Annotated in this window: 13 protein-coding genes and 1 rRNA gene; 11 read left to right on the top strand and 3 right to left on the bottom strand. The window is 46.0% G+C overall.

Translation table 11 applies throughout. From position 1 onward, the window contains the following. Positions 1–129 (top strand): 23S ribosomal RNA (locus ACR0QT_RS01245); the annotation flags it as partial. Between the two features lie 284 nt (positions 130–413). Here ACR0QT_RS01245 and ACR0QT_RS01240 read toward each other — a convergent pair. Then, complete coding sequence (locus ACR0QT_RS01240) at positions 414–1,820, bottom strand: S1C family serine protease (RefSeq protein WP_432629085.1); 1,407 nt, start codon at positions 1,818–1,820, stop codon at positions 414–416. A gap of 333 nt (positions 1,821–2,153) precedes the next feature. On the opposite strand from ACR0QT_RS01240, the gene ACR0QT_RS01235 reads away from it, so the two are divergent. The 5 genes from ACR0QT_RS01235 to ACR0QT_RS01215 all read left to right on the top strand — a co-directional run bounded on the left by ACR0QT_RS01235 (position 2,154) and on the right by ACR0QT_RS01215 (position 4,997). Then, positions 2,154–2,495 (top strand): arsenate reductase family protein, encoded by a 342-nt coding sequence (locus ACR0QT_RS01235; protein ID WP_177977391.1) that lies wholly within the window; start codon positions 2,154–2,156, stop codon positions 2,493–2,495. A 126-nt stretch (positions 2,496–2,621) separates the two neighbouring features. Beyond that, positions 2,622–3,215: an SGNH/GDSL hydrolase family protein gene (locus ACR0QT_RS01230; RefSeq protein ID WP_432629084.1), complete on the top strand. Its 594-nt coding sequence runs from the start codon at positions 2,622–2,624 to the stop codon at positions 3,213–3,215. A 168-nt stretch (positions 3,216–3,383) separates the two neighbouring features. Continuing rightward, on the top strand, positions 3,384–4,082 hold the full coding sequence (locus ACR0QT_RS01225) for a metallophosphoesterase (RefSeq protein WP_432629083.1): 699 nt from the start codon (positions 3,384–3,386) through the stop codon (positions 4,080–4,082). Between the two features lie 292 nt (positions 4,083–4,374). Continuing rightward, entirely contained in the window at positions 4,375–4,512 is a 138-nt protein-coding gene (locus tag ACR0QT_RS01220) for a hypothetical protein (protein ID WP_432629082.1), read from the top strand. 2 nt (positions 4,513–4,514) lie between these two features. Beyond that, entirely contained in the window at positions 4,515–4,997 is a 483-nt protein-coding gene (locus ACR0QT_RS01215; RefSeq protein ID WP_432629081.1) for a DUF2798 domain-containing protein, read from the top strand. Between the two features lie 216 nt (positions 4,998–5,213). Here the strand turns inward: ACR0QT_RS01215 and aroD are convergent, their stop codons facing one another. Then, positions 5,214–5,996 (bottom strand): type I 3-dehydroquinate dehydratase, encoded by a 783-nt coding sequence (gene aroD, locus ACR0QT_RS01210; RefSeq protein WP_432629080.1) that lies wholly within the window; start codon positions 5,994–5,996, stop codon positions 5,214–5,216. Between the two features lie 307 nt (positions 5,997–6,303). Between aroD and ACR0QT_RS01205 the strand changes: the two genes are divergently transcribed. From ACR0QT_RS01205 to fsa, 5 genes are all read left to right on the top strand, one after another. After that, positions 6,304–7,035, top strand: a complete 732-nt coding sequence (locus ACR0QT_RS01205; RefSeq protein WP_432629079.1) for a DUF554 domain-containing protein — start codon at positions 6,304–6,306, stop codon at positions 7,033–7,035. A 281-nt stretch (positions 7,036–7,316) separates the two neighbouring features. Further along, positions 7,317–7,910 (top strand): ECF transporter S component, encoded by a 594-nt coding sequence (locus tag ACR0QT_RS01200; RefSeq protein ID WP_177977386.1) that lies wholly within the window; start codon positions 7,317–7,319, stop codon positions 7,908–7,910. 124 nt (positions 7,911–8,034) lie between these two features. Next, entirely contained in the window at positions 8,035–8,766 is a 732-nt protein-coding gene (locus ACR0QT_RS01195) for a uridine kinase family protein (RefSeq protein WP_432629078.1), read from the top strand. Positions 8,767–8,853: 87 nt separating this feature from the next. Further along, positions 8,854–9,915, top strand: coding sequence for a LarC family nickel insertion protein (locus tag ACR0QT_RS01190; RefSeq protein ID WP_432629077.1), 1,062 nt, complete (start codon positions 8,854–8,856; stop codon positions 9,913–9,915). Positions 9,916–10,263: 348 nt separating this feature from the next. Next, positions 10,264–10,914: a fructose-6-phosphate aldolase gene (gene fsa / locus ACR0QT_RS01185; RefSeq protein WP_432629102.1), complete on the top strand. Its 651-nt coding sequence runs from the start codon at positions 10,264–10,266 to the stop codon at positions 10,912–10,914. A gap of 227 nt (positions 10,915–11,141) precedes the next feature. On the opposite strand, the gene ACR0QT_RS01180 is transcribed toward fsa, so the two are convergent. Next, complete coding sequence (locus tag ACR0QT_RS01180) at positions 11,142–12,560, bottom strand: sodium/glutamate symporter (protein ID WP_432629076.1); 1,419 nt, start codon at positions 12,558–12,560, stop codon at positions 11,142–11,144. Between the last annotated feature and the right edge of the window lie 389 nt (positions 12,561–12,949).

Raw genomic sequence — 12,949 nt, 5'->3', positions numbered from 1 at the left:
CCCCCCTCAAGATGAGATATCCCATCGCAAGAGTAAGACCCCTTGAAGACGACGAGGTAGATAGGGCAGAGGTGGAAGCACAGTAATGTGTGGAGCTGACTGTCACTAATAGGTCGAGGGCTTAACCAAGACGGTTTAGGAGAAATACAGAAATACGGATGATTCAATGTGCAGTTTTGAAGGTATATGAAGAGAGGAGAGCTGTGTTCCAGAGATGGAACATGGCTTTTTTTGTTTTGTAACATGTTTGCTCGTTACTCTGTAAAATCAGCATAATAAATACAACAAAAGTCCTGCACCGGTCACCCAGCGCAGGACTTTTATTTATACATATGAAGAGAAAGAAGAAAGGTTTTTTAAGTGTTTTATTCATTCATTAGATTAGAAGTCATCGTAAAATTATCATGAAATCATCATGAATTGTTATCGCTTGGGCGACTGCCGAGCGTTACGGTGACATCATGCTCCTGATAGGTTCCGTCCGTCAGGGACTGAACGGTCAGGGTGACTGTCGATCCGCTCTTGTAGTAGGTCAGCATCTCTTTCAGTTCATCCATCGTGGTGACGGACTGACCATCGAACTTTGTGATGATGTCCTTTTCCTTCAAATCAGAGGAAGCGGCAGCACCATCATCGAGAATCTTGTATACATAGATGCCGACCGGCATTCCGTATGCCTTGGAGGCGTTTGCATCGATGTTCGTTCCCTGAATGCCGAGGAAGCCCTGAGCGCTCTCGTCGAGAACCTCACGAGTCTGCTTTGTCTTCAGGTTGTCGAGGATTTCACCGGCTTTGGAGATCGGAATTGCATATCCGATGCCTTCCACATCTGTGGAGGAAGTCTTTGCGGCATTGATGCCGATGACATTACCATTTAAGTCGATCAAAGCACCACCACTGTTACCTGGATTGATCGCAGCATCGGTCTGGATGTAAGTATGGCTGACACCATTGTTGTCGGAGATCTCACGGTTCAGTGCGCTGACATATCCGACGGTGACAGACTGTCCGTAACCGAGAGCATTTCCGATGGCGATGACCTGCTGACCTGCTTTGAGGTTATCGGAATCGCCAAGAGTGGCAACTTTGATCTTGCTCAAGGTGTCAGAGGAAATATCACTCAGCTTAACTGCGATGACGGCAAGATCAGTCGCAGAATCAGTACCCTTGACGGCAGCACTTGCGGTATTGTCATCAGAGAAGGTGACGGTCAGATCGCTTGCGCCTGATACGACATGGTTGTTTGTCGCAATCAGCAGTTCGCTGTCAGTCTTATCAATGATGATTCCGGAACCACTGCTCTTTGCCTGATAGGTCTCTGGGAGACCAAAGATTCCGTACTGCTGAACCGTCATTGTATCGTTGATTGCTACGACCGACGGCATTGCCTTTTCTACGACATCGGAGACATCCATCACCGTATTGGAAACCGGAATCGAGGTTGCTCCATTTGCTGTGCTACCGTTACTCTGTCCGAGTGTTGTGGAAACAGCAGGGATTTTTGTATAGCGTTCCCCGATGTAGCTGACACCTGTCATCACACCGCCGGAGACAGCTCCGAACAGGACGGCGGCTGCGACGATTCCCGCCGTTTTTCTGGCGAGTTTCTTTGATGCCTTTGATGATTTGTGATTGTGGTTAGAACCGGAAGTTTGCTGAGACTCAGTCTCCTGAGAAGCAAAGTTGGAAGACTTGCTTTCATCGAAGCCGGAGTTTTCAGAACTTGTGTGATCACTCATCGGATCTGGGTTTTCTGTATAATTGCTATATGTCTCATGGTTTTGATCTTCATATTCATCATGTTTGTTTTCGTCATACATATCAGTCACTCCTCTCAGAGAAATTTTTTTGTTACTATTTAAGTGTTACATAATTAAGTATCGTATAATATAAATGGTAACCTTTTTTCTCTTTCTGACTACCAATATAGTGAGGATATTTGATATAATTGTGATATAATTGTGGAGATTTTGTGTCCTCAAAAATTTCCACATAAGAAAACACAGGGCGCAGAAAAATGCGTCAAAAATGAGAAAAATGTTGAGAAAAATGTAAAGAAAGAAAAGAATCGAGAAGACAGAAAACGATACAAAAAGAAAGTGATATAAAAAGAAAGCGGTACGAAAAAAGAAAAAGGATTGGAGAAACAGAAAATGAACATTCAGATTTTTGGAACAGGAAAATGTTTTGATACAAAGAAGGCGATGCGCTATTTTAAGGAGAGAAAGATCCCATTTCAGATGATTGACATGAAGGAAAAGGGACTGAGCAAGGGCGAGTATCAGCGCGTTCGTCAGGCTGTGGGTGGTTTGGATGCGATGCTTGACCCGAAGTGCAAGGATCAGGATACCTTAACACTGATTAAGTATCTTGCCGAGGAGGATCGCGACCAGAAAGTTCTCGAAAATCAGCAGGTTCTGAAGACACCGATTGTGAGAAATGGAGCGCAGGCAACGGTCGGATATATGCCGGATGTCTGGAAGAACTGGAAGTAAGCGAAGCACAAAAAAGAAGCACAAGAAAGACAGGATTGAAAGCTAAGAGACAAGAGATAAGAAGAAAATCTAAGAAGAAAAGTTAAGAAGAGATAAGAAGAGATAAGAAGAAAAGCGGGGAAAACGATGATGAAAATGATCTGTTTTGGGGATTCCAATACATACGGATATGATGCCTGTTCCGCTTTTGGCGGACGTTTGCCGAAGGAGGAGCGATGGGTAGACCAGGTTGCAAAATTGTCGGGATGGGAGCTTGTAAATGAAGGTTTAAACGGAAGAGAGATTCCGAGATTGTGGTTTTTAGAGCGCCTTGATCACATTCTTGAGGCAAATATGCCGGCAGACTTGCTCTTTATCATGCTTGGGACAAATGATATTTTGAATGGTGGGTATGCAGATCCGGCGAGAGTGGTAAAAACGATGGACGCCCTGTTGGATCATTTGCTCACAAAATCACAGTTTTTTACGGCGGATCAGATTGTTTTGGCTTCTCCACCGCGCCTTGTAATGGCTCATATGGGAGCACAGGAAGCGAGGATGGAGAGAACGGTCACGGAGATTCGCCCGGAATATCAGAGACTTGCAAAGCAATATGGAACACATTTTGTCGATGTCGGAGGCTGGCAGATTCCGCTGACGCCGGATGGAGTTCATTTTACCGGAGGCGGTCATGTGATGTTTTCAGGAAAACTCTGGGATGAGCTGAAAAACATAAAGTAGTAATGAAATATGGAAATATATGAAAAGATAAAGAAAGAATGAAAAAGAATGAAAACGAATGCAAAGAGAAAATTGCAGAAGAGATCATGGATCAAGAGATAAGGCTAGATCATAAATAGACCGTAATAGATGAGAACGGACAATGATGGATAAAGGAGGAACGGCAGTATGGCATTGTACGCGATGGGCGATTTTCATCTCGCTTTTTCGACTGGGAAGACGATGGAAGTTTTCGGAAAAGAGTGGAAGGACTATGTGAACCGGATCGAGAAAAACTGCCGGAAATGTCTTCGTCCAGAGGATACAATTGTGATCACCGGGGATCATTCGTGGGGAAGAAATTTGGAGGAGTGCGCGCTGGACCTCAAGTTCATCGAGGATCTTCCCGGAAGAAAGATTCTGCTTCGGGGCAATCATGACATGTTCTGGGATGCAAAAAAGACCGAAAAGTTGAATCAGCTTTTTGCGGGGCGACTCCGATTTCTTCAGAACAATTTTGAGGTCTATGAGGATTACGCACTTGTCGGCACAAAGGGATACTGCTACGAGGGGAAGGACAGCATCGAACATTTTTACAAGATCCGGGATCGGGAAGTCGCAAGACTTAGATATTCGTTTGAGCTGGCAAAAGCAGAGGGTTACACGAAATTTCTGATGTTTCTTCACTATCCGCCGACGAGCATCGGCGAGCAGGAGAGCCCGTTTACGCAGATCGCGGAGGAATATGGGGCGGAGCAGGTGATTTACTCGCACTGTCATGGACAGGAGCGTTACGATGACAGTTTTAAGGGAATGGTCAATGGAATCGAGTATTCACTGGTGTCTTCGGATTATCTGAAGTTTCATCCGCAGAAAATTTTGCCGTAATGATGAGCAGAGATTCTGATTGGGAGATCTCAGCGGAGCTGACCAGAATCATGTGCCAAATCATTGAGAATATCGACTTGAACTCAAAGGGGATGCCAAATACATCCTCTTTTTCTTTGCATTTTCATGCGCAAAACAGGCAAAAGAGAGGCTAAAATGGAAAGAAAAACGAACGAAAATGACGAGACAGAAAGCAAAGTAAAAGAGGTGTCAAAGGACATTTCGATGAAATGAAAAAAAGTGCTTACGAAGACAGAAAATTTTCTGTATAATGGGGACTTGCAGTTTAAACTTGGAAGAGTTTTCAGACATAAGAAGCCGAACAAAAGCGAATGAAACGGCAGGGAAACGTACCGAAAAAACAAAAGGCAACAGAGAAAAGAAAAAGAAACAAAAAAGAGAAAAACGAAAGAAAAAAGGAGAAAAATGAGTATGCCACAGAATAAGAGAGAGAGTTTGATTTTTACTGTGATGATGTGTTGCACGATGGTGCTTTGGATGAGCATTTACAATGTGACGCTTCACATGGGAGCACTGAATCTGGAGACAATCAGGGAGGCATGGGTTGGATTCCCGATCGCCTGCATCGTTGCAATGTGTCTCGACTGGTTTGTTGTATCTGGATTTGCGAAGGGATTTGCCTTCCGTTTTCTGGTAAAACCGCAGGATAGCGGACTGAAGAAGGCAATCTGCGTATCTACCTGCATGGTTGTTCCGATGGTATTTTTCATGTCCCTGTACGGCGCATTGGAGGCATGCACCCATACGGGCACTTGGAATCTTGTTCCGATCATCTGGCTGACGAACATTCCGAAGAACTTCATCATGGCACTTCCGTTTCAGCTGATCGTTGCAGGACCGCTGGTTCGCAAGGTATTCCGCAGTCTCTTCCCGGTAGGAACCGTACTGGCATAAGAAAAAAATAAGAAACAGGAATTATCACGTACAATCACAGACAATCACGTATCATTACGCACAACCGCATCATAAATATTGCAAAAAAAGAAATCCCTTTCCGATATGATTTGATATGATTTTGGATTCTGGAGACAGATAGACGATCCATTATATCGGGAGAGATTTCTTTTTTGGTTTTATACGGAATGTTGGAGCGGTGTTTTGTTTATGTTTCTACTTTTCCTGTGTATCTGTTGGCAGATTCTGGTGAATCAGATTCAGCACGGATCGCAGATCTTCGGCATTGATTTGACCCGGAGCGGAAGCCTTTCCAACTGCGCCGAACGTCAGAGCGGATCCAAAGACTTCCCCACAGAGACGGCTGATGAGTCCGGTGCCACCCATCGACATCGTGATGATCGGTTTTTCTGAGAGCTGAGAGGTTGTTTCTGTTGCATAGAGCAGACGGAGGACATCTCGTCTGGAAGTCGGCATGACAGCGATTTTCAGGATGTCAGCGCCGAGAAAATCCATTTTTTTGAAAATGTTCATGAGAGTTCGTTCAACCGGAGTCTCATGAAAATGATGATTGGATGCAATAACCGGAATCTGGTGAGCATGTGCGTCTGCAATGATTTTCTGGACGACGTCGTCCCCACTGAAAATCTCCACATCGATCAGGTCAACAAGACCAGAAGCGACTGCGCGATGATTTAAGAGAATGTAATCATCCATCGAGATTTCGCGTTCTCCGCCCTCTTTTTGGGTGCGGAACGTGAAGAGCAGAGGGGTGTCCGGAAGAATTTCGCGGAGTGCGTGAAGGGCAAGTTCCATCTGACTTTGATCGAGAATGTCGGAAAAATAGTCGACACGCCATTCTACAACGTCAGGGGAGACGCTTTTGATATTTGTGGCAGACGCAGTGATCTCTTCTAAAGTAGTGCCCACAATCGGGACACAGATTTTTGGAAGACCTTCTCCGATTGTGACATTGCGGACGGTAACAGATTTCTTCATAGTTTGATAAATCCTTTCTGCATTTTTTGGAGCATTGGTATGGAGTATGTTGAAAATCCCGTGAAATCCCTTTGAATGATTCTGTGAATGATTTTGACATACCGAAAAGATTGGAATTGCTGTTCTCATCATATCATGGAGACGGATCAGGTGGCAAGCATTACCCGCAGAACTGGGGATTTTATATGAGTATCACGGGCGCATTTGTGGGATTGAGAAAAATAGGTTGACATAAAGGATGAATTCTCGTTATGATTATAAGATAAGGCAAAAAAACAAAAGAATAGGGAAAGAAGGAATGTAGTGTATGCCAGTAGGAATTTTGATTAATGCGCTGTCGATTGTGGCAGGAGGTCTGATCGGTCTGTTTGTGGAAGATCGATTGGATCTGGATTTTAAGGAAAATCTGAACATGATTTTCGGTGTGTGCGCGATGGGAATGGGAATCAGCTCTGTGATGCTGATGAGAAACATGCCGGCAGTCATCTTTTCCGTGGTAATCGGAACGGCAATCGGACTGATGATTCATCTGGGCGACCGGATTCAGAAGGGCGCAGGCATGATGCAGAATGTTGCATCGAAGATTGTGACAAACAAGAACACCTCGATTTCGGAGGAGGAGTTCATGACGACTCTGGTGACCGTGATTGTGCTGTTCTGTGCGAGCGGAACGGGAATCTACGGTTCGATCGTATCTGGAATGACCGGAGATCACAGCATTCTGATCGCAAAGTCGGTGCTCGATCTGTTCACAGCAATGATTTTTGCATGTATGCTCGGCGGAGTGGTGTCTCTGATTGCAATTCCTCAGCTTATCATTTTCCTCGCACTCTTCTTCTGTGCAGGTCTGATCTATCCGATGACAACTCCGGAGATGATTGATGATTTCAAGGCAGCGGGTGGATTTATCATGCTGGCAACGGCATTCCGTATGATGAAGGTAAAAATGTTCCCGACTGCGGATATGATTCCGGCGATGGTGCTTGTCTTTCCGGTCAGCTGGATCTGGAGTACCTGGATTCTTCCGCTTGTAAGCTAAGACAAATAAAATAAAAAGCTAATAAAAGCGGATAAATGCCGAGAAAATTCAAAAAATCTAAGGGGTTAAAATCCAGGGTGTCAAAAAAGTATCGGTTGACAGAATCATGTTTTTTTCTGTATAATTACATTATATTTAAAAGCGAAGTACACAAGTACTTTATGTGACCAGAAGGGTCATCGGATACAGGTTAGAAAACCTGTATTTGGTGATCCATTTTTTGTATGATAGGGAATTGCGTCCTAAAAGACAAAAAAACTGCTAGAGAAAGGACAGAATGTATGGATCAGAAAAAACAAAACAGAAAGAAAACTCAGAGAGAGAGCAGTCAGGAGAAGACGAGAAAACTCACGCTTTCCGCGATGTTTTTTGCGCTTGGAATTGTGCTTCCGTTCTGGATTGGACAGATTCCGGCAATCGGAAAGGTGTTGCTTCCGATGCACATTCCGGTTCTGCTGTGTGGATTGATCGTTGGCTGGAAATATGGACTTGCAGTCGGATTTTTGCTCCCGATCGTGCGAGGAATGCTTTTTGGCATGCCGAAACTGTTTCCGAATGGAATGGCGATGGCAGTGGAACTCGGAACGTATGGACTGGTGATCGGACTGGCTTACGGACATTCCAAATGGAAATGCATGTTTGCCCTGTATCGAAGTCTGCTTACCGCAATGATTGCAGGACGCATTGTGTGGGCGCTTGCTGAGGTGGTACTCTTGGGAGTCACGGGAAGTGCGTTTACCTGGCAGATGTTTGTGGCAGGAGCTTTTCTCAATGCGATCCCGGGAATCATCCTTCAGCTTATCCTGATTCCGACTGTGATGCTGGCGTTAGACCGCGCAAATGTCCTGAAGTTTTCTCAGACAGAGCGGGCATAGTCGGTATAGTCAGTATAGTGAGTCAGAGTAGCCTTGTGGCAAGGCAAGAATAAGAAAATAAAAATAGGAGTGAGCATTCACGAGCTGGCAAATAAAGAATACAAAGACACAGGAAAATTAGAAAATGCAGAAAATACAGGAACAACGAGAAAGAAAAGAACAAGATCAGAAACAAGACCAGAGACGAGACCAGAGACGAGATCAGAGACGAGATCAAAGACAAGATCAGGGTCGATGTGACGATCAGAATAGGACGGCGGAAGTGCCGTCCTACATGTCTCAGGAGACAGAAGAAGTCCTGAGAGAAATCCGCGGATTGCAATCTCAGCATCCGCGGGTTTTTGTCGCTATTGACGGCAGATGTGGAGCGGGGAAGACAACGCTCGCACAGGAAATTCAGAAGAGAACCGGATGTGCGCTCTTCCACATGGATGATTTTTATCTGCGAATGGAGCAGAGGACGAAGGAGCGCTACGAGGAGCCGGGCGGAAATGTCGACCGGGAGCGTTTCTTGGAGGAAGTCTTGAATCCGTTGAAGACGATGCAGGACGGGGAGATCTTGAGCTATCGCCCGTTCCTCTGCGGAAAATGGGTGCTTGGCGATCCGATTTCTGAGACGGTCGGATCTTTGATTGTGGTGGAGGGATCGTATTCCTGTCATCCGGAACTTTTTAATCAGTATGATCTGCATGTGTTTGTGGACATTGATCCCGAGACACAGCAGGAGCGCATTTTAAAGCGAAACGGGGCAGAGAAACTTGAGATGTTTCAATCACGCTGGATTCCTTTAGAAGAAAGGTATTTTTCGTCATTTGGCATTCAGGAAAAATGCGAGATCCAGCTGAACTGCCGATAAGTACTGCGATGCAGATATTTGACACGGATTGATGTGGAGATTCAAAGATTTACCAAAATAGAAGAGCGAGACAGGAGAAGAAAAGAAATGAGATCATTATATCTGGAGTGTTATTCAGGAATTAGTGGGGATATGACGGTGGGAGCACTTCTTGATCTGGGGGCGGATCAGAATGTCCTTGAGAAAGCACTTGCAAGTCTTCCGGTTCACGGGTTTCAGATCGAGGTGAAGCGGGTAAAAAAATCTGCGTTGGATGCCTGTGATTTCCTTGTAAAGCTGGACGCGGAGCATGAAAATCACGATCATGATATGGAGTATCTTTATGGACACAGCCATGGTGCCGACGACCATGATCAGGATGCGCATAACCATGAACACCATCATACACATGATCACGAGCACAGCGATCACGACCACCATGCACACGGCGATGAGCATGACCATGATCATCATATTCATGAGCACGATGGTTACGAGGATCACGAGCATGCCCATGTTCATCCCCACGAGGATCACGATCATGATACGCATGATATTCATGGCGCTCACACTTATAGCCATGGGGAGGATAGCCATGGAGAGGAGATGCATGACCATCATCATGACCATCATCATCACCACCATGAGCACCGCGGGATGAAAGAGATCATGGAGATTTTGGAGCAGGCAGAGCTGACAGATGGAGCGCGCAGACTTGCAAAAAAGATTTTCACGATCCTTGGCGAGGCAGAGGCAAAGGCACACGGAACAACCTTGGATCAGGTGCACTTTCATGAGGTCGGAGCGATCGACTCCATCGTGGATATCGTGTCGGTAGCGGTATGTTTTGACAATCTTGGGATTGAGCAGGTGATTGTCCCATTTCTCTGCGAGGGAAGTGGAACCGTGCGCTGTCAGCATGGAATTCTTCCGATTCCGGTCCCGGCAGTCGCAAACATTGCAACGGCAAATCGCCTGAGACTGCGCATGACCGGCGCAAAGGGCGAATATGTGACTCCGACCGGCGCAGCGATTGTGGCGGCAGTCCGGACATCGGAAAAACTTCCGGAGACCTTTGTGATTGAGAAAATCGGACTCGGCGCGGGAAAGAGAGAGCAGGAGCTTCCGGGCTTTCTGCGCGCAATGATTCTGAATGACGGGGAAGAATAATTACCAGAAAAAACTCTATTTCTTCTGGTAGTTCTATTTCTTAAAGCTGATTATAATGACAGAGGAATACAGATGAATGACATAGCACGACTCCGACAGATTGAGGACACCAGATGAGACGTAATAGAATGACGTGAGAGTGTGGAATGAGATATGTTTGGAGACGGCGATGGTTACCCCCAAAAATATAGCAACGTTCATCTGTATTCTGAATGACAGGTCATAAATTTCCATGAGCGGTTATAAGAAATTTGCTTTTGAAAAATGGAAATGGGAATCGGAAAGACTGAACAGATCGGAAAGATCGGCAAGAGCAGAACGATCAGAAAGAACGAGGAGGAACGAGAGATGCGCTTTTTTGTGGATACGGCAAATGTGGAAGAGATTCGGAAAGCAGCGGATATGGGTGTGATCTGTGGTGTGACGACAAATCCGTCGCTGATTGCAAAAGAGGGAAGAGACTTCAAACAGGTGATCGAGGAGATCGTTTCTATTGTGGATGGACCAGTCAGCGGTGAAGTCAAGGCGACGACTGTGGATGCAGAGGGAATGATCCGGGAAGGTCGTGAGATCGCTTCCATTCACCCGAATATGGTGGTAAAGATTCCGATGACCGTAGAGGGTCTGAAAGCGGTGAAGGTATTGAATGCAGAGGGAATCAAGACAAACGTGACTCTGGTATTTTCTTCCGCGCAGGCACTTCTGGCATCCAGAGCCGGTGCAACCTATGTTTCTCCATTCCTGGGACGTCTGGATGATATTTCTACGCCGGGAATCAATCTGATTGAAGAGATTACAGAGATTTTTCAGATGCACGACATTCAGACTCAGATTATCGCGGCAAGCATCCGCAATCCGATTCATGTGATTGATTGTGCGAAAGCGGGAGCGGACATTGCGACTGTGCCGTATAAAGTCCTTGAACAGATGACAAAGCATCCGCTGACAGATGCAGGAATTGCAAAGTTTCAGGCAGATTATGAGGCATCTTTAAAGTAAAAATAAACAATAAGAATAAATAAACATAAAATAAGGGAATACGAACGAACCCGTACATAAGAAATAAAAAACGCTGTGACAGAGAACTTTTTGAGAGAACCCCTCAAAATTGCCTCCGCCACAGCGTTTTTTGATTCGCATGGTTTATAGCTGATCGAACTTATTTTAGCCTGTCTATGTTGCGAGATGAACCGTTTGTTGTGTGAAGATTTGTTTTGAGTTACACGTTACACTCCCTCTACACCGTCAGCATTTCCGATACTGCCCGTTGCAGATCTTGCGGAAGTGGAAGTCAGATGATAGACGGCAATCGGATTGCCTGGTCTCCACCAGTTTAAGAGGTAGGCAACGACGAACATCAGAGCGACACCGCCGAGGATTACCCAGGTCACAAGGTTTGCGCCGTAGACGCCAAACTGGGAGATGATGATCGGAGGAACAACCTGAAGGGCAACGAGAATCGGACGGTTGAACAGGTCAGAGATTCCGGAATCCTCGATACCGCGGGATTTTAAATCCGGGTCAACAACGCGCTGGAGAAGAACTCCGGTGGCAGCGACACCAGTCGCATGACCCCACACCATCATGTTGCGCTCGAACCAGTCGTAAGGAGAACTCTTTGCGCCGACGAGCATGAACCAGAGGAAGGTGACAAGGAAACCTGCGACACAGACTACGATCAGCGGAACTGCGTAATGCATAACGAGAGCGAGTTTTACAGAGCCGACACCGGAGATGATCAGGAAGTCGGTGGAGGTTCCGCTGATTCGGCTGACGGTACTTCTGTCGATGTATTTGATGGCGCCGGTGCGCTTTAAGATGCCCTGCATTACGAATCCGAAGAGCAGTGCCATACAGAATGCCGGAATCTCAGCCGGGATCAGAGTTTTTAAAAACTGACAGAGATAATATCCGCAGAGGGACGGAACAAGAACGATTGCGAGATGGAATGCCATCGGGTCCACGCAGATGCTGGAGATCGTGATCTTACCACCCTGTTTCTGCTTTTCCGGTGCAATCAGACCGGTGCGAAGCTCAGAAGGGAGGTTTTTCGGATCGGTGACATAGTGGGTATAGCCTTTTCGAGTGCCCCAGTTGATGATTGCGATGCCACCGAGGATACCGCCGACGATACCGACGGTTGCAGTTGTCATGCCGAGGTCACCGGCTTCCTCCCAGCCGAGACCGGCGAAGGTGGAGCCGACTGCGGCAGCGGTTCCGTGACCGCCGTAGAAACCGGTTGCCATCATAAGACCGAAGCTGGGATTTAAGTTTGTGAAGAAACGGTTTAATACATATAAGGAAAGGAACATGCCGACGCCGTACTGGAGAACAGCGATTCCGGTGATGTTGAAAAACATTCCGCCGATTGCCTTTCCACTTAAATGTTCTTTGGCGGGAGCATCACCGATCGGCATTGCTGCGAAGATCAGGACGATCAGGACGCTTGCGTAAGTTCCGAGACTTCCGGAAAACGGAATCACGCCGAGACCATTTGGTCCAAAGGCGAGTGCCAAGAATCCAGCGATCAGAGACGGGGGAATCAGAAGTTTCTGAAAAAGTTTTACGTTTGCTCTCAGTACCTGACCAACCAGAAGGAGTCCGGCCATCAGGCTTACATCGGTAAATACAGTCCATAAAGTCATGTTCGATACCTCCATGTGAAAAGTGTGAAAAAATAGCGCCGAGGCAATTATAAAATGTATAAATATGCAGAATATGCATAAAACACATTTCCGCAGATTGTGCGGATGCCTCTGACGCCTTTGTCAGTCTTTGTCAAGGATGAACCCCTTAACGAAAGGGTTATTGATCAGTTTCGCTCGAGTTGCCTGTATTATACGACCCGAAAATCGAAAAGTCAAGCGGTTTTACAATATTTTTTCTGTCATAGCCACAACACTTTAATTGTGAAAGTCCAGGGACAAAATTATTGAAAAATGTTTGGGAAAGAAATTGACAAAGTGAAAAAAGTATGTATATAATGCATACATGTTGCATACGAAGCAGATGCGAATCTGGTAGAAAGCAGATG

Source organism: Brotaphodocola sp. (assembly GCF_050873365.1).
Classification (GTDB): Bacteria; Bacillota; Clostridia; order Lachnospirales; family Lachnospiraceae; genus Brotaphodocola.
This window is presented reverse-complemented; position numbering and strand designations above follow the sequence as displayed.

Coding starts and splice junctions, on each gene's coding strand:
- ACR0QT_RS01235 (WP_177977391.1), top strand. CDS start 2,154: ATGAACATTCAGATTTTTGGAACAGGAAAATGTTTTGATACAAAGAAG.
- ACR0QT_RS01225 (WP_432629083.1), top strand. CDS start 3,384: ATGGCATTGTACGCGATGGGCGATTTTCATCTCGCTTTTTCGACTGGG.
- ACR0QT_RS01240 (WP_432629085.1), bottom strand. CDS start 1,820: ATGTATGACGAAAACAAACATGATGAATATGAAGATCAAAACCATGAG.
- aroD (WP_432629080.1), bottom strand. CDS start 5,996: ATGAAGAAATCTGTTACCGTCCGCAATGTCACAATCGGAGAAGGTCTT.
- fsa (WP_432629102.1), top strand. CDS start 10,264: ATGCGCTTTTTTGTGGATACGGCAAATGTGGAAGAGATTCGGAAAGCA.
- ACR0QT_RS01195 (WP_432629078.1), top strand. CDS start 8,035: ATGCAGAAAATACAGGAACAACGAGAAAGAAAAGAACAAGATCAGAAA.
- ACR0QT_RS01205 (WP_432629079.1), top strand. CDS start 6,304: ATGCCAGTAGGAATTTTGATTAATGCGCTGTCGATTGTGGCAGGAGGT.
- ACR0QT_RS01215 (WP_432629081.1), top strand. CDS start 4,515: ATGCCACAGAATAAGAGAGAGAGTTTGATTTTTACTGTGATGATGTGT.
- ACR0QT_RS01230 (WP_432629084.1), top strand. CDS start 2,622: ATGATGAAAATGATCTGTTTTGGGGATTCCAATACATACGGATATGAT.
- ACR0QT_RS01180 (WP_432629076.1), bottom strand. CDS start 12,560: ATGACTTTATGGACTGTATTTACCGATGTAAGCCTGATGGCCGGACTC.
- ACR0QT_RS01190 (WP_432629077.1), top strand. CDS start 8,854: ATGAGATCATTATATCTGGAGTGTTATTCAGGAATTAGTGGGGATATG.
- ACR0QT_RS01200 (WP_177977386.1), top strand. CDS start 7,317: ATGGATCAGAAAAAACAAAACAGAAAGAAAACTCAGAGAGAGAGCAGT.